Annotated in this window: 13 protein-coding genes; 4 read left to right on the top strand and 9 right to left on the bottom strand. The window is 72.2% G+C overall.

The window, feature by feature from the left end; translation table 11 throughout:
• Window positions 1-62: 62 nt before the first annotated feature.
• Window positions 63-1613, top strand: coding sequence for a sodium:solute symporter family protein (locus DEJ46_RS23095; RefSeq protein WP_150269243.1), 1551 nt, complete (start codon window positions 63-65; stop codon window positions 1611-1613).
• On the opposite strand, the gene DEJ46_RS23090 is transcribed toward DEJ46_RS23095, so the two are convergent.
• The 6 genes from DEJ46_RS23090 to DEJ46_RS23060 form a co-directional block, all read right to left on the bottom strand.
• The gene (locus DEJ46_RS23090; RefSeq protein ID WP_150269241.1) at window positions 1598-2716 is read right to left on the bottom strand and encodes an ADP-ribosylglycohydrolase family protein; all 1119 of its coding nucleotides are present in this window, start codon (window positions 2714-2716) and stop codon (window positions 1598-1600) included. The two genes, DEJ46_RS23095 and DEJ46_RS23090, sit on opposite strands and share 16 nt — an antisense overlap.
• 249 nt (window positions 2717-2965) lie before the next feature.
• Window positions 2966-4336 (bottom strand): TerD family protein, encoded by a 1371-nt coding sequence (locus tag DEJ46_RS23085; protein WP_150269239.1) that lies wholly within the window; start codon window positions 4334-4336, stop codon window positions 2966-2968.
• A 15-nt stretch (window positions 4337-4351) separates the two neighbouring features.
• The gene (locus tag DEJ46_RS23080; protein ID WP_150269237.1) at window positions 4352-6934 is read right to left on the bottom strand and encodes a bifunctional FO biosynthesis protein CofGH; all 2583 of its coding nucleotides are present in this window, start codon (window positions 6932-6934) and stop codon (window positions 4352-4354) included.
• 408 nt (window positions 6935-7342) lie between these two features.
• Complete coding sequence (locus DEJ46_RS23070) at window positions 7343-7804, bottom strand: prevent-host-death family protein (protein WP_150269234.1); 462 nt, start codon at window positions 7802-7804, stop codon at window positions 7343-7345.
• 40 nt (window positions 7805-7844) lie between these two features.
• Complete coding sequence (locus tag DEJ46_RS23065; RefSeq protein ID WP_150269233.1) at window positions 7845-8678, bottom strand: LLM class F420-dependent oxidoreductase; 834 nt, start codon at window positions 8676-8678, stop codon at window positions 7845-7847.
• Window positions 8679-8735: 57 nt separating this feature from the next.
• Entirely contained in the window at window positions 8736-9443 is a 708-nt protein-coding gene (locus tag DEJ46_RS23060) for a hypothetical protein (protein ID WP_150269231.1), read from the bottom strand.
• A gap of 115 nt (window positions 9444-9558) precedes the next feature.
• Here DEJ46_RS23060 and DEJ46_RS23055 point away from each other — a divergent pair, with 115 nt between their 5' ends.
• Window positions 9559-10299, top strand: a complete 741-nt coding sequence (locus tag DEJ46_RS23055) for a GNAT family N-acetyltransferase (RefSeq protein ID WP_190622833.1) — start codon at window positions 9559-9561, stop codon at window positions 10297-10299.
• A 163-nt stretch (window positions 10300-10462) separates the two neighbouring features.
• Window positions 10463-10933, top strand: coding sequence for a carboxymuconolactone decarboxylase family protein (locus DEJ46_RS23050; protein ID WP_150269227.1), 471 nt, complete (start codon window positions 10463-10465; stop codon window positions 10931-10933).
• Here DEJ46_RS23050 and DEJ46_RS23045 read toward each other — a convergent pair.
• Entirely contained in the window at window positions 10899-11402 is a 504-nt protein-coding gene (locus tag DEJ46_RS23045; RefSeq protein WP_150269226.1) for a GNAT family N-acetyltransferase, read from the bottom strand. The two genes, DEJ46_RS23050 and DEJ46_RS23045, sit on opposite strands and share 35 nt — an antisense overlap.
• Window positions 11403-11480: 78 nt before the next feature.
• Here DEJ46_RS23045 and DEJ46_RS23040 point away from each other — a divergent pair, with 78 nt between their 5' ends.
• Window positions 11481-11696 (top strand): hypothetical protein, encoded by a 216-nt coding sequence (locus tag DEJ46_RS23040; protein WP_150269224.1) that lies wholly within the window; start codon window positions 11481-11483, stop codon window positions 11694-11696.
• A gap of 92 nt (window positions 11697-11788) precedes the next feature.
• Here DEJ46_RS23040 and DEJ46_RS23035 read toward each other — a convergent pair whose 3' ends face one another.
• Window positions 11789-13354, bottom strand: a complete 1566-nt coding sequence (locus tag DEJ46_RS23035) for an APC family permease (protein WP_150269223.1) — start codon at window positions 13352-13354, stop codon at window positions 11789-11791.
• 274 nt (window positions 13355-13628) lie between these two features.
• Window positions 13629-15083, bottom strand: a complete 1455-nt coding sequence (locus DEJ46_RS23030) for an aldehyde dehydrogenase family protein (RefSeq protein WP_150269221.1) — start codon at window positions 15081-15083, stop codon at window positions 13629-13631.
• Between the last annotated feature and the right edge of the window lie 3 nt (window positions 15084-15086).

The raw sequence follows: 15086 nt of genomic DNA, 5'->3' as shown, positions 1-15086 counted from the left end.
TGTCGCGCGCCACACGATGAACGGCGTTCACAAGGCGGACCGGACCCCTTGGAGGGGGCTCAATGAACAGTCTCGACTGGGCCGTGCTCATCGGCTACTTCGGCGTGATGGTCGCGATCGGCGTCTGGTCCCACAAGCGCGTGGACAACGTCTCCGACTTCTTCACCGCCGGCGGCAGGATGCCCTGGTGGCTCTCCGGCATCTCGCACCACATGTCCGGCTACAGCGCCGTGATGTTCACCGGCTACGCCGGCATCGCGTACACCTACGGCGTCACCTCGTACGTCACCTGGTCCTTCCCCATCGCGATCGGCATCGCGATCGGCGCCCACCTCTTCGCCCCCCGCCTCAACCGGCTGCGCTCCCGGCTCCACGTGGCCTCCCCGCTGGAGTACCTGAAGAACCGGTACAACCTCCCCACCCAGCAGGCGCTCGCCTGGTCCGGCGTCCTGCTGAAGATCGTCGACGTCGGCGCCAAGTGGGCCGCCATCGCCACCCTGCTCTCCGTCTTCACCGGGATCTCCCTCAACGAGGGCATCCTCATCACCGGTGTGATCACCGGCATCTACTGCACGGTCGGCGGCCTGTGGGCCGACGCGCTCACCGAACTCGGCCAGTTCATCATCCAGTTCTTCGCCGGCATCGCCATGCTCGTCGCCGTCCTCGCCGAGCTCGGCGGGGTCAGCGCGCTCTGGGACGTCTGGGACCGGCCCGAGCTCCAGGGGCACACGGCGCCCACCGCCGGCCCGTACACGCTGACCTTCCTCCTCGCCTACCTCTTCATCAAGACCTTCGAGTACAGCGGCGGCATGTGGAACCAGGCCCAGCGCTACATGGCCACGCCCAGCGCCCGCGAGGCCACCCGCTCCGGCCGGCTCTCCGCCGTCCTGTGGTTCGTCTGGCCGCTCGTCCTCTTCTTCCCCATGTGGGTCGCGCCGCTGCTCGTCGACCCGAAGAAGCCCGACGCCTCCGACAGCTACGCCCTGATGACCGAGCAGCTGCTCCCGCACGGACTGCTCGGCCTGGTCATCGTCGGCTTCTTCTCCCACACGATGGCCATGTGCTCCTCCGACGCCAACGCCATCGCGGCCGTCTTCACCCGGGACATCGCCCCCGTCCTCAGCAAGGCGGCACGGAGCTGGACGCAGCGGGCCGGGCTGCTCGCCGCGCGCTGGTCGACGATCGCCTTCCTCGCACTGTCGATGGCGGTCGCCACCCAGGTCAACTCCCCCACCTTCAAGGACATCATCACCGTCGTCATCAAGTGGGTGGCCGGCCTGATGGGGCCGATCGCGATCCCGTTCATGCTGGGCCTGCTGAAGACCTTCCGGAAGTCGGGACCGACGGCGGCGCTCGTCTCCTGGGCGGCCGGGCTCTTCGTCTTCTGGCTGACCAACTACGGCCTCGACGGCGTCGAGCTCCAGATCCAGATCGTCTCGCCGCTCGCCACCTCCCTCGTCCTGTACGTCCTCATCGGCTTCGTCCGGCCGGAGGACACCCCGGAGCGGGACGCGCTCCTGGACCGGATCGGCACGGACCCGGACGAGGACGGGGCCGGGGCCGCCGGGATTCCCTCCCAGGGCGGCGCCCGGACCGATCAGCCCCTCGGGTAGCGCGCCAGCCAGCCCGGCGAGGCCTCGGTGGCGGAGTGCAGGGCGGCGCCCTGGGTCATCTCCATCGAGAAGTCGTCCGCCAGCTCAAGGACGGTCGCACGGCCCTCCAGTTCGGCCAGCCAGGCCGGCGGGAGGGCCGTCTCGCCGTGCAGGGCGCCGAGCAGCGCGCCGGTGAGCGCGCCCGTGACCGACGAGGGCCCGTCGTGGTTCACGGCCAGCCGCAGCCCGTGCCGGACGTCCTCGCCGACCAGGGCGCAGTAGACCGCCGCCGCCAGCTGCCCCTCGGCCCGGTCCTCGTCCGCCCCGAGAGCCGCCACCCGCTCCGCGTCCGGCGCCCCTTCCCGTACGGCTCCGAGGGCCGTGGCGAGAGCCTCGGAGACCGGCTCGTGGCCGGGGCGCTCCGCGAGCAGCTCCACGGCCCGGGTCACCGCCGCCTCGACGGAGCCGCCGCGGGCGAGTCCGTGCACCGTGACGGCGAGGGCGCCCGCCGCGAGGGTGGCCGCCGGGGCGCCGTGCGTCTGCGCGGCGCACTCCACCGCGAGCTGGCAGACGAGCTGCGGCTCCCAGCCGACGAGCAGCCCGAAGGGCGCCGAGCGGACGAGTGCGCCGGAGTCGGCGGCCTCGGGGTTCTTGGGTTTGTCGAGGGTGCCGAGGAGCTCGTCGCCGAGGCCGGTGAGGCAGGCGCGGGAGGGGTTGCGGCGGGCGTAGAGCCACTCCTCGCGGGCGAGCCAGCCGTTGTCCTTGCGGCGCTCGTCGGGGCCCCAGTCGCGCTGGGTGGCGGCCCAGCGGAGGTGCGCCCGGTGGACGTCGGTCGGCGGGTGCCAGGCGCCGGTGTCGCGGCGGACGTGCGAGCGGATGAGTCCGTCGACGGTGAAGAGGCTCATCTGGGTGGCGGCGGTGACGGCACCGCGCCGGCCGTGGGCGGGCACGGGCTCGGTCAGTCCGTCAGGTCCGTGGGCCTCCCGCGTCTCCGCGAGGGTGAGGCCGTCGGCCCCCGCCCCGAGCGCGTCGCCGACGGCTCCGCCGAGAAGGCAGCCCCGCACCCGGGCCCGGAAGTCCTGCTGCTCGGCGCGGCCCCACACGGCTGCGGCTGTCGTGGCCACGACGTGCCCTCCCCCGGTCGGCGGTTCGCTGACGGTTCCTCGCCGCACTGTAATCGACCGGGTAAGTCCGTTCGGGGCGCGGAACGTTATGTGATCGGACGTCCGTCAGTCCGCTTTTGACCGCAGTTCACCCGAGGTCTGGTCGTTCCTCGAACGATCCACGGCATGAACCCCGTGACACGAGTCAAGACCCTCTCGACCGCGGCGCTCGCCGCCGCACTGCTGGTCGGGTAACACCCGGGACGGGCCTCAGCGGCGGGTCCAGAAGCCCGCGAACCTCGGCTCCCGGGCCTCCATCGACCAGCCGCCGGTGGCCTCGACCACCAGCAGTCGAGGGCCCCGGGGAACCGCACCGCTGCCGCGCCCCCGGTGCCGCCTGCCGAACGCGTACTCCCAGTGCCCGCCGCGCCGGTGGGCCTCCACGCTGAAGTACCCCTCCTTGTCCTTGTCGCCCTGGAACCGGTACGCGACGTCGGTCTCGTCACCGGTGTGGGCCAGGACCTCCGGCCCGTACCCCTCCACAGGGCCGGCGCCCTCGAAGGAACGCAGCGTCGACACCGGCCGGAGCCTGATCGTCCACGCGGCCTGTCTCTCCGCGTCGACCCTCAGCCGCAGCGGTGACTGGCCGTCGTGCGCGAAGACGCCCACCCCGTGCAGATCCGGAAGTCTGCTGCTCATGACCTGCCGCCATCGGCGCCCGCGGATGGTGAGCGTGACGACCTCGATGTACCCGGCGCCCTCCTTCAGCACGTCGACGGCCACGAAGCCCTTGGGGAGGACGAAGTCGGGCTCGACGTCCTCCTTTCCGCGGCCCGAGAACTCGACGGGCGCGAACTCGGGGCCCATCTGCGCGGGAAGGTCGTTGCACCGTGCCAACGGCACGCCCAGGGGCGGCAGGAAATGCGACGGTACGGAGAGCCATGGGTTCCCGTGCGCCGGGCGGACGCCCCCGGTGGCGAGGGGCGCGGGAGCCGGCACCGCACTCTCCTCCGGGGCTTCCGGCACCTCCGGGGCTTGCGGCACCTCCGGAATGTCCAGCGCTTCCGGAGCTTCCGGAGCTCCCGGCGTCTCCGGCACCTCCGGCACCTCTGGCACCAGGAACCCGAAGTCCTTGGCCAGCCCCGGCAGTCCGGAGTCGTACCCCTGCCCCACCGCACGGAACTTCCACCCGCCGCCCCGGCGGTAGAACTCGGCCAGCAGGATCGCCGTCTCCGTCGTCGCGTCCTCGACCGCGTACAGGGCCAGCTGCTCCCCGGTCGTCGCGCTCACCGCCCGCAGGTACAGGCCGGTGACCTCCCCGAAGGTGGCGTCGTCGCAGGAGGCCGCGACCACGATCCTGTCCACGGACGGCTCCACGCGCCCGGGGTCGATCTCCAGCCAGTCCGCGAGGACCCCGCCCTCGCGGTGGGCGGAGCCCGAAAGACGGACCCCGCTCCCCGCGTGTTCCGGCTGGTTGTAGAAGACCAGGTCCTCCGTGCCCCGCACCGTGCCGTCGGCGGCGACGAGCAGCGCCGCCGCGTCGACCTGCGGCTCTCCCGGCCCGCCGGCCCGGCGGACGACGGCGACGCGCATGGGCTCGCCGCTGAGCGGGAGGTTTCCCCCCTTGATGATCTGCGTCATGGACGCATCATCCCCTCACTCCTGGACGAGCGGGAGGAGTTCCGGGAGGTGGCCGTCGGAGGCGGTCGCCGTGCGCTGCCGCTCCTCCGGAACCTCCCCGTAGAGGGTCGTGCGGGGCTTCGCGGGGCGGCCCGCCGCGTCCGCGATGGCGACCAGGTCGCGGATGGAGCGGTACGAGCCGTAGCTCGACCCGGCCATCCGGGAGATGGTCTCCTCCATCAGCGTGCCGCCCAGGTCGTTGGCGCCCGAGCGGAGCATCTCGGCGGCGCCCTCGGTGCCCAGCTTCACCCAGCTGGTCTGGATGTTGGGGATGTGCGGGTGGAGGAGGAGCCGGGCCATGGCGATGACCGCGCGGTTGTCGCGGGCGGTCGGGCCGGGGCGGGCGATGCCCGCGAGGTAGACGGGCGCGTTGGTGTGGATGAAGGGGAGCGTCACGAACTCGGTGAAACCACCCGTCTCCTGCTGGATGCGGGAGAGGGTGCGGAAGTGGCCGAGCCAGTGGCGGGGCTGGTCGACGTGCCCGTACATCATCGTGGAGGAGGACCGGATGCCCAGTTCGTGGGCGGTCGTGATGACCTCGATCCAGGTGGCGGTGGGCAGCTTGCCCTTGGTGAGGACCCAGCGGACCTCGTCGTCGAGGATCTCGGCGGCGGTGCCGGGGATGGAGTCCAGCCCGGCCTCCTTGGCGGCCGTCAGCCACTCGCGGATGGAGAGGCCGGTGCGGGTGGCACCGTTGACGACCTCCATCGGGGAGAAGGCGTGCACGTGCATGCCGGGGACGCGTTCCTTCACCGCGCGCGCGATGTCGAAGTAGGCGGTGCCGGGCAGGTCGGGGTGGATGCCGCCCTGCATGCAGACCTCGACGGCGCCGACGTCCCAGGCCTGCTGGGCGCGGTCCGCGACCTGGTCGAGGGAGAGGGTGTACGCGTCGGCGTCGGTGCGGCGCTGGGCGAAGGCGCAGAAGCGGCAGCCGGTGTAGCAGACGTTGGTGAAGTTGATGTTGCGGGTGACGATGTACGTCACGTCGTCGCCGACCGCCGCCCTGCGGACGTCGTCCGCGATCCGGGTCAGCGCGTCGAGCGCGGGGCCGTCGGCGTGGAGCAGGGCGAGCGCCTGGGCGTCGCTGAGCTTCGTCGGGTCGTCGGCGGCGACGGCGAGGGCCTCGCGGACGTCGGTGTCGATGCGCTCGGGGACCATCCCGGGGGCGGCGGCCTCGCGGAGCGCCTCCCAGTCCCCGTACACCTCGTCGAAGTCGTCGCGCCGGTCGTGGGTTCGGCCCGTGGTGTCGATGGTGCGGTGCAGGTCGGTGCGGCCGGCGGCCGTGAAGGCCTCGTCGGGCTCCTGCCAGGGCAGGCCGCGCACGGGCGCGTCGGGGTTGGCGAGCCCCGTCTCGGGGTCGGCGAGGGCGCGGACGTGCGGGAGGAGGCGGGGGTCGAGCCAGGGCTCGCCGCGCTGGACGAACTCGGGGTAGACGCAGAGCCGTTCGCGCAGCTCGAAGCCGGCGGCGGCGGACCGCTCGGCCAGCTCCTCGATCCTCGGCCAGGGGCGCTCGGGGTTGACGTGGTCGATGGTGATCGGGGAGACGCCGCCCCAGTCGTCGATGCCGGCGGCGATGAGCCGCTCGTACTCGGAGTCGACCAGGTTGGGAGGGGCCTGGAGGCAGGCGGAGGGGCCCATGATGAGCCGCGCGACGGCGACGGTGGCGACCAGGTCGTCCAGCTCGGCGTCGGGCATGCCGCGCATGGCCGTGTCCGGCTTGGCGCGGAAGTTCTGGATGATCAGTTCCTGGATCGAGTGGTACGCGCGCGCCACGCGCCGCAGCGCGAACAGGGACTCGGCGCGCTCCTCGACGGTCTCGCCGATGCCGAGCAGCAGTCCGCTCGTGAACGGCACGGAGGAACGGCCCGCGTCCTCCAGGACCCGCAGGCGGACGGCGGGCTCCTTGTCGGGAGAGCCGTAGTGGGGACCGCCCGGCTCGGACCACAGCCGGGTCGCGGTGGTCTCCAGCATCATGCCCATGGACGGCGCGACCGGCTTGAGGCGCTGGAAGTCGGTCCAGGACATCACGCCGGGGTTGAGGTGCGGGAGGAGCCCGGTCTCCTCCAGGATGCGGATCGCCATGGCCCGGACGTACGCGAGGGTGTCGTCGTAGCCGTGCGCGTCGAGCCACTCGCGCGCCTCGGGCCACCGGTCCTCGGGCTTGTCGCCGAGGGTGATCAGGGCCTCCTTGCAGCCCATCCCGGCCCCGCGCCGGGCGATGTCCAGGACCTCGTCCGGCGACATGAACATCCCGTGCCCGTCGCGGCGGAGCTTGCCGGGCACGGTGACGAAGGTGCAGTAGTGGCACTTGTCCCGGCAGAGCCGGGTGAGGGGTATGAAGACGCTCTTCGAGTACGTGATGACCCCGGGCCGCCCCGCGGCTTCGAGACCCGCGTCCCGCACCCGCCCGGCGGACGCGACGAGGTCCGCCAGGTCCTCCCCGCGCGCCCGCAACAGCACGGCGGCCTCGGTGACATCGAGCGCGACCCCGTCCCTGGCCCGCTTGAGCGCGCGACGCATGGCGTTCCCGGTGGGACGTGCTGCCTGGTGATCCGTCATGAACCGAGCATACGAGCGGGCGGAGCGGAGCGGGTTCGGGTCCCCGTAGGAAGGCGGTCAGTCGGTGTCCTTGGGGTGCCGGGGCGCTGCGTACACCGAATGCACCGTCCTGCGCGGCTCGTCCACGAGGTACCGGACGCGTCCTCCCGCCGTCACTTCGAACTCCCACCGCGGGTAGGCCCGCCCGCCGAGCACCGCGGTGGCGAGGCGCCCACGCAGCCTGTGCTGCCGGTCGGGGTCATCCTGCCGGAGCGGGTCGCCTCGCAGCGCTCCGAAGCATCGCCGGGTGTTGCCGGGGGCTTCGGCCGCGAGCTCGCCCCATCCCTTGGCGGCCTCGTTCGTCGCGAAGCGCAGGCGCCATTCCTGCCCCGACCGGCGGCGGGGCGACGTCGTCGCCGCGCTTCGGCGTCACGGAGCCGTCACCTCGCCGTGGTCCTCGTCGGGGAGGGCCCGCGTGAGCTGGGCCGTGAGACCCGGGTCGGCGAGGACGCGCGCCGTCGCCCGCCACTCCACGGTCGTACGGTGGAGGGTGGCGTGGACGTCCAGCTGCGCCGCGTCGTGCGTCGCGTCCACCAGGTCCCCGACGAACTCCCGCAGCTCCTCGGCGGACAGGTGTCGCACCCAGGGGAAGACCGCGGGCAGGGCACGCCCTGTGACGCGCGCGCCGTCGTCGGCGACGAGGAGCGCGGCGAGGAGACGGGCCGCGACGTCGGCCGTCTCCTCCCGGTCCTGGTCGTAGCCGGCGGCGGTGAGGTACAGGTCCTGGCCGTCGCGGCGGGTGACGAGCAGGCGGTGCTCGCTGTCGAGCCTCTCGGCGACCCGCTTCGAGTTCTTCGAGAGCTCGGAGAAGGAGACAGTCGGGGTCAGCATGAACCGACGGCACTTCGGAACGTATTCCGAAGTCAATCGTTCAGAGGTACCGGGCGAACTCGTCCAGGACCCCCAGGACCTCCCTCTCGTCGCCCGGCGGGAGCTGGAGCACGACCTCCTCGCAGCCCAGCTCCGCGTAGTGCGCGAGCTTGCCGGGGCTCGGGAGGACCGCGTACGGGACGAGCCGGAGGGTCTTCGGGTCGCGGCCGGCGCCCTCCCAGGCCTCGCGCAGGACCGGGAGCGACGCCGTCAGGCCCCGGCCGCCGATCGGCATCCAGCCGTCCGCCTCCGCGGCGATCCGCGCGAAGAGCTTCGGGCCCGCCGCACCGCCCAGCAGAATGCGCGGCGCGCCGCCGCGGGCCGGCTTGGGCCAGGCCTGCGAGGCACGGACGGAGCGGCCGAACTCCCCTTCGTACGCCGTGGGTTCCGGCGCCCACAGCGCCCGCATCAGGGCCAGCCGGTCGTGGGTGAGCGCCCGGCGGGTGGACCAGTCGACGCCGTGGTCGGCGGCCTCCTCGCGGTTCCAGCCATAGCCGACACCGAGGGTGAAGCGGCCCCCGGAGAGGTGGTCGAGGGTCGCGATCTGCTTGGCGAGGGCGATCGCGTCGTGCTCGGCGATCAGCGTGACTCCGGTGCCGAGCCCGAGCCGCTCGGTGACGGCGGCGGCCTGCCCGAGCGCCACGAAGGGATCCAGTATGCGGCTGTACTCGCGGGGCAGTTCGCCGCCCGCCGGGTAGGGCGTGGTCCGCTCGACGGGGATGTGGGTGTGCTCGGGGAGGTAGAGCCCGCCGAAGCCCCGCTCCTCCAGCTCGCGCGCGAGCCGCACGGGGGTGATGGTCTCGTCGGTCAGGAAGATCGTGGTCGAGATCCGCATAGCGGCACCGTAGGGGGTGCGGCGTGGATTTCCGAGAGGTGCGACACGAGCGGGCCGTCAGGAGCGGGCCGCGTCCACCGCCCGCTGCTCCGCCGCCAGGTCGCCGTAGCCGCCGTGCTCCCAGACCTTCTCGCGGAAGCGCTGGAGCGTGAGCGGGGTGCGGTCCTCGCCGGGGACGTCCTCGAAGTGGACCGTGCCGCAGCGGTGGCAGTACCAGCCGTGCGACCAGAGTTCCTCGGCGCGGTGGCGGCGGCGCGTGATCCGGGCGAAGGCCGTCCGGCGCCGCAGCAACACGGCGAACACGAGGACGGCGGCGAGCAGTGCGAGCGCGGAGATCCAGCCGAGGAACGCGAAGTCGGGCGGGGGCGCGGACCCGGCCGTTCCCAGCGGCTGCGAGTAGTCCGGCGTGGTCGAGCCCTCCGGGACGAGGTAGACACCGCCCACGCGCGGTACCCCGTCGCCGCCCGCCTCCGCGGGCTGGTCCTCGAACCAGTGCCCGGCCTGGACGCCTCCGATGAAGGTGCCGATCGAGACGAGGACCGCGAGGACGCCGAGGCAGCCGATCGCGTACGACGGCGGCCGCGGCACCGGCGCGAGCGCGTCGGAGAGTCCGGTGGTGACCGTCCGCGTCACGGTCCGCATGTCGCCGTCCCGGTCCCGCTCGCGGCTCGTCACCGCGTCCCGGCCCGCGAGGTACACGGCGGGCACCGCCTGCACCCGGTCCTCACGGTCACAGCCCGGACATGTGTGCGTCGTACGGCTCATGGCTCCCCCTCGTCCACGCCTGTGCACTGAGTGACGGGATCATGCCATCCCTGGTTCCGTTCGCTCCGCCCGAAAAGCACCTGCGCTCCCCCGCACCGCCCTCTACCGTGGCCCGGTGCTGCAGCGAATCGAGACGTTCTACGACGCCGTCCCCCGTTCCTCCGCCCGCGCCGAGGCGCACGGGCCCCTGACCCTGTTCGTGCAGGAAGGAAAGGGCTGGCCGTACTACGCCCGCCCCACGCTCGGGCACACCGGCGACGTGCCGGTCGCCGCCGTGGAGGCCGTTCGGGCCCGGCAGCGGGAGCTGGGCGTCCCCGAGGCGTTCGAGTGGGTCGCGGAGACGACGCCGGGCCTGCGGGCGGCCGTGGAGGCGAGCGGACTCACCGTCCACGAGCACCCGCTGATGGTCCTGGAGGGCGACGGGATCGCCGTACCGGCCCCCGAGGGGGTCACCGTACGGATGGTCGACGCCGGCGACGCCGCCCTGGAGACCGCCGTCGCCGCCCCGTACGCGGCTTTCGGCATGGCGCCGGAGCCCGGCACCGCCGAGCGGGTCGGCGAGCGGATCACCGCCGGGCGGACCCGGCTCGCGGCGGCCCTCGACAGCGCCGGCGACGCCCTCGCCGCCGGGCAGCACCAGCCCGTCGGGCCCGTCACCGAGGTCGTCGGCGTCGGCACCGTGCCGGCGGCGCGCCGCCGCGGCCTGGGGCTCGCGGTGACGGCCGCGCTCGTCGCGGACGCCCGTGCCCGGGGCGCGGAGGTGGTGTTCCTGTCGGCGTCGGACGAGGACGTGGCCCGGCTCTACGGCCGGCTCGGCTTCCGCACGGTCGCGACCGCCCTCATCGCGGAGGCCTAGAGCAGAGGCCTGGAGCGGAGGCCTGGAGCGGAGGCCTGAAAAGTTTCTCGGGAAAAGTTCTCCCGTCGTGTCACATCCTCGGCGCGCGTTCCGTCAATGCACTGAAAGCGACGAACGAACGCCCGAACGAACGACCGACGAGAGACGCCGAGGAGCGATCACCATGGCGACGCACCAGCCCAAGGCCCGCATGACCAACCCCGCCTACGTCCTGCCCGACGCCGGCCCGGCGATCATGAACCTGGTGAAGGCCGCCCGGCAGGGCGGGGTACCGGAGTCGACCCTGGAGCTCGTGCACCTGCGGGCCAGCCAGATCAACAGCTGCGGCTTCTGCGTCGACATCGGCGCGAAGAACGCCAGGAAGGCCGGGGTGAGCGACGAGAAGCTGTTCGCCGTCGCCGCCTGGCGCGAGGCGCCGTACTTCACCGACGAGGAGCGCGCGGCCCTCGCACTCGCCGAGGCCGCGACCCGGCTGGCGGACGTCTCGGACGCCGTGCCGGACGCGGTCTGGGACGCCGCCGCCGATCACTTCGACGAGAAGCAGCTCGCCTCGATCGTCCTGATGGTCGCGATCACCAACCTCTTCAACCGGCTCAACGTCACCGTCCGGCAGCCGGCCGGCGTGGGCTTCTGACGGTACGGGCGGCCTCCCGCACCATCCATACGTCCACCGGGTCCTCGGCCTCGACCGCGAAACCCGCCCTCTCGTAGAGACCGCGGGCCGCGCTCCCCTGGAGGACCTGGAGGCGTACGGGTGCCCCCGCCTCGTCCGCCCGGTCGAGCAGCTCGCGCAGGACCGTGGTCCCGAGGCCCCGCCCCTGCACCGCGGGGTCCAGGTAGAAGTGCTCCAGGTAGAGCCCTTCGCCGTCCCCCGAGGGGCGCATCGTGACGCAGCCCGCGAGGGCGCCGTCCAGCTCGATGACCGAGGTGTGCGCGGGCGAGAAGCCGTCCCGCAGCCGCTGCCGCACCCGGTGCTCGTCGTAGCGGCCGAGCCGCACCAGGTCCTCGCGCATGACCTCGGCCCGCAGGTCGGCTATCGCCTCGACGTCCTCCGCCCTGCCCGGGCGCAGCGACCAGTCGGTTTCCCCGTACACGAATTCCATGCCCGCATCCTAGGGAGCCCGCCGGGGCCGGCCGGGGCCGGTCGTAACCGGATCCGACCCGTCCGCGTTGGAGCGGGCATGAAGAGGATCCTCACCGCAGCCGCCCTGACCGCCTTCGCCGCCGCGGGTGTCGCGGGCGCCACCGCCGGGACCGCCACCGCCGACACCGGCGGCATGAACCTGCCCTCGGTCGTCCCGCTCAGCGGCGTCCTGGCCCCCAAGGCGAAGCCGGCCGGCACGCCCGACCTGCCGCCGGCCAACGCGGCGGTGGAGCGCCTGCTCCCCGGGCGGTGACCCTGCCCCGTACGGCGGAATGACGAAGGTGGCGGACCCCCCACGGGCCGCCACCTTCGCGTTTCGGATGACTCAGGAACGTACGGCTCCCGTCAGTCGGCGACCACCAGCGAGGGGGTCTCCTTCGTCAGGATCTCGCCGCGGAAGAACGCCGGGCTCTTCCGCTGCATGACCAGCATGATCACCACGCCGAGGAGCAGCAGCCCCACGCCGATCACGAAGACGGAGCCGACGCCGAGGACCGCGGAGCCGGAGCCGTAGGCCGGGTCCCACATGTCGTACAGGGTCTTGCCGAAGACCGCCGTCAGCATCAGTCCGCCGAGCAGCGGCATCAGGCCCTTGTAGGCGAGGTCCCGGCCCGAGCGGAAGAGCTCGCCGCGGAAGTACCAGACGCAGGCGAAGGCCGTCAGGGCGTAGTAGAAGCAGATCATCAGGCCGAGCGCGTAGATCGTGTCGACCAGGACGTTCTCGCTGACGAGGGTCATCACGGTGTAGAAGACGCCGGTGGCGACGCCGGCCACGATCGTGGCCTTGCCGGGGGTCTTGAACACCGGGTGGACCTTGGTGAAGGACTTCGGCAGCGCCTCGTACGTGGACATGGCGAGCACCGTGCGGGCGACCGGGATGAAGGTCGTCTGGAGGCTCGCGGCGGCCGAGGCGAGGACGGCGACGAAGAGCAGGATGCCGAGCGTCGGGCCCATGACCGGGCCGGCGAGGGCGGCGAAGACGTTGTCCGAGGTCTCGGGGTTCGCGAGGCCGAGGCCCTCCTCGCCGGAGCCGACGGCCATCTGGGCGGCGATGCCGGTGGCGAGGTACGAGCCGACGAGCACGACCATCGCGATGAGCGCGGCGCGGCCGGGGGTCTTCGCGCTGCCTGTGGTCTCCTCGTTGGTCGCCATGCAGGCGTCCCAGCCCCAGTACATGAAGATCGAGAGCGAGAGGCCGGCGGTGAAGGCCGCGAAGGACTGGACCGCGAAGGGGTTCATCCAGGACCAGGAGAAGGAGACCGAGGTCTCGAAGTCGCCGGCCTTCGACAGTGCCATCGCCACGAAGACGACGAGGACGACGAGCTGGAGGCCGACGAGGGCGTACTGGATGCCCTTGGTGGCGGTCATGCCGCGGTAGCTGATCGCGGTGGCGACGGCGATGAGCGTGAGACAGGTGATGATGTGGACGGCCTTGTTGTCGTCCAGGGCGGCGATGGAGTCGCTGCCGGTGAGCTCACCCGCGAGGAGCCAGAAGTACGAGGTCGCGACGCCGGCGAGGTTGGAGAGCACGATGATCGTCGCGATGACGAGGCCCCAGCCGCACATCCAGCCGATCCTGGGGCCGAAGGCCTTCACGGTCCAGGTGAAGGAGGTGCCGCAGTCGGGCATGACCCTGTTGAGCTCCCGGTACGCGAAGGCGACGAGGAGCATCGGGAGGAAGCCTGCGAGGAAGATCGCGGGCATCTGCAGACCGACCTCGCCGGCCGTGGAGCCGAGGGTCGAGGTCAGGCAGTAGACGGGGGCGACGGTCGAGATGCCGATGACGGCACTGCCGAGCAGGCCGACGGAGTTGCCTCCGAGGCCCTTGGTGCGTACGGCCTGAGTGCCGCCCGGGGCGTCGACGCCCCTTACCGTGTCTCCGGCCTGGGGCCGTGCATCCACCTGAGTCATGAACAGGACGTTAAATGCTGCGGTTTCCACATCCGGAAGATTGAACTCCGCTCACCTGATCGATCTTCGCCTTACATTAGCGGGGTCAGGGCGGGCGTACGCCAATGATTGAAAGATCGACCACCGACACGGACCGACCAACTGGTAGGTCGGTCGATCCATGTCCGATATGCGGGAACCGCAGCAGTACCCCAAATGTCCGTTTCCAAAATTTCCCGAGGAAATTTGCAACAGACTGTTCGACGGCCTGCCCGGAGGCGGCGCAGGCCTTGTCTCAGCCCGGCCAGACGACCGCCTGCAGCTCGCTGTACGCATGCAGCGCGTACGAGCCGACGTCCCGTCCGACCCCGCTCCTCTTGAATCCGCCGAACGGCGCCTCCATGTTCCGTCCGATCGTGTTCACGCCCACCCCGCCGGCCCGCAGCCGGGCCGCGACCCGGAAGGCACGGGCCACATCGCCCGACCACACGTAGTCGATCAGCCCGTAGTCGCTGTCGTTGGCGAGGGCGATCCCCTCCTCCTCGTCGTCGAAGGGGACGACCACGACGACCGGACCGAAGATCTCCTCCCGGACCACCCGCATCTCGTTGGTGCAGTCGGCGAGCAGGGTCGGGGCCACGTAGAAGCCCTTCGCGAGGTCCGGGCGCTCGCCGCCCGCGACGACCCGCGCCCCTTCCTTCCTCCCCAGCTCGACGTACGACTCCACCCGGTCGCGGTGGGCCGCCGAGATCACCGGGCCGACCACCGTGCCCGGCGCCGCCGGGTCCCCCACCTTCATGAAGGCCAGGAAGCCGGTCAGCTTCTCGATCAGCTGCTCGTAGACCCCGCGCTGCGCGAGCACCCGGGTGGGCGCCGTGCAGATCTGCCCGCTGTAGAAGGCGAAGGTCGTACCGATCCCCATGACCGCGGAGTCCAGGTCCGCGTCGTCGAAGACGAGCGCGGCCCCCTTCCCGCCCAGCTCCATCAGCTGCCGCTTGAGCGCACGCCCGCAGACCTCGCCGATCGCCTGCCCGACGGCCGTGGAACCGGTGAAGGAGACCATGTCGACCTCCGGGGAGTCGACGGCCGCCTCGCCGACCGCCTGCGCGGAGCCGGTGACGACGTTCACGACCCCCGCCGGGACCCCGGCCTCCGCCAGGGCCCGGGTCATCGCGTACACCGAGAGCGGGTCCTGCGGGGCGGGCTTCACGAGGACCGTGTTGCCCATCGCGAGCGCCGGCGCGATCTTCCCCGCCGGGTTGGCCCAGGGGTTGTTGTACGAGGTGATGCAGGTGACCACGCCGACCGGGCGCCGCACCGCGACCGCCCCGAACACCCCGGCCTTCCCCATCGGCCCGGCCTCGTTGATCTGCGGCGGCAGCGCCTGCTCGACCGGCTCCATGGCGCCACGGGCGTACCGCCGGAAGCGGGAGGAGCCGACCGCGACCTGCATGCCTCGGGCGGTGCCGGTGGTGGCGCCGGTCTCGGCCCGCGCGAGCAGGACGTTCTCCTCGGCGTCGCGGGCCATGAGGTCCGCCGCCCGGTCGAGGATCGCCGCCCGCTCCTCCGGCTTCGTCCGCGACCAGGAGTCGAAGGCCTCGCGGGCCGCGGCGGCGGCCTCGTACACCTGGGCGCGGGACGCCTCCGGCGCGAGGCCGACGACCTCCTCGGTGGCCGGGTCGATCACCTCGTAGTGACCGCCGTCGGGCTCGACCCACTCCCCGCCGATGAAGAGCTTCTCGGTCCTCACGCT

The sequence above is a fragment of the Streptomyces venezuelae genome, from assembly GCF_008642375.1.
Lineage (GTDB): Bacteria > Actinomycetota > Actinomycetes > Streptomycetales > Streptomycetaceae > Streptomyces > Streptomyces venezuelae_G.
This window is presented reverse-complemented; position numbering and strand designations above follow the sequence as displayed.

Bases quoted from the DNA above. Each gene is read 5' to 3' on its own strand.
- DEJ46_RS23040 (WP_150269224.1), top strand. From the start codon at position 11,481: ATGAAGAGGATCCTCACCGCAGCCGCCCTGACCGCCTTCGCCGCCGCG.
- DEJ46_RS23085 (WP_150269239.1), bottom strand. From the start codon at position 4,336: ATGACGCAGATCATCAAGGGGGGAAACCTCCCGCTCAGCGGCGAGCCC.
- DEJ46_RS23045 (WP_150269226.1), bottom strand. From the start codon at position 11,402: ATGGAATTCGTGTACGGGGAAACCGACTGGTCGCTGCGCCCGGGCAGG.
- DEJ46_RS23050 (WP_150269227.1), top strand. From the start codon at position 10,463: ATGGCGACGCACCAGCCCAAGGCCCGCATGACCAACCCCGCCTACGTC.
- DEJ46_RS23035 (WP_150269223.1), bottom strand. From the start codon at position 13,354: ATGACTCAGGTGGATGCACGGCCCCAGGCCGGAGACACGGTAAGGGGC.
- DEJ46_RS23070 (WP_150269234.1), bottom strand. From the start codon at position 7,804: ATGCTGACCCCGACTGTCTCCTTCTCCGAGCTCTCGAAGAACTCGAAG.
- DEJ46_RS23060 (WP_150269231.1), bottom strand. From the start codon at position 9,443: ATGAGCCGTACGACGCACACATGTCCGGGCTGTGACCGTGAGGACCGG.
- DEJ46_RS23065 (WP_150269233.1), bottom strand. From the start codon at position 8,678: ATGCGGATCTCGACCACGATCTTCCTGACCGACGAGACCATCACCCCC.
- DEJ46_RS23080 (WP_150269237.1), bottom strand. From the start codon at position 6,934: ATGACGGATCACCAGGCAGCACGTCCCACCGGGAACGCCATGCGTCGC.
- DEJ46_RS23095 (WP_150269243.1), top strand. From the start codon at position 63: ATGAACAGTCTCGACTGGGCCGTGCTCATCGGCTACTTCGGCGTGATG.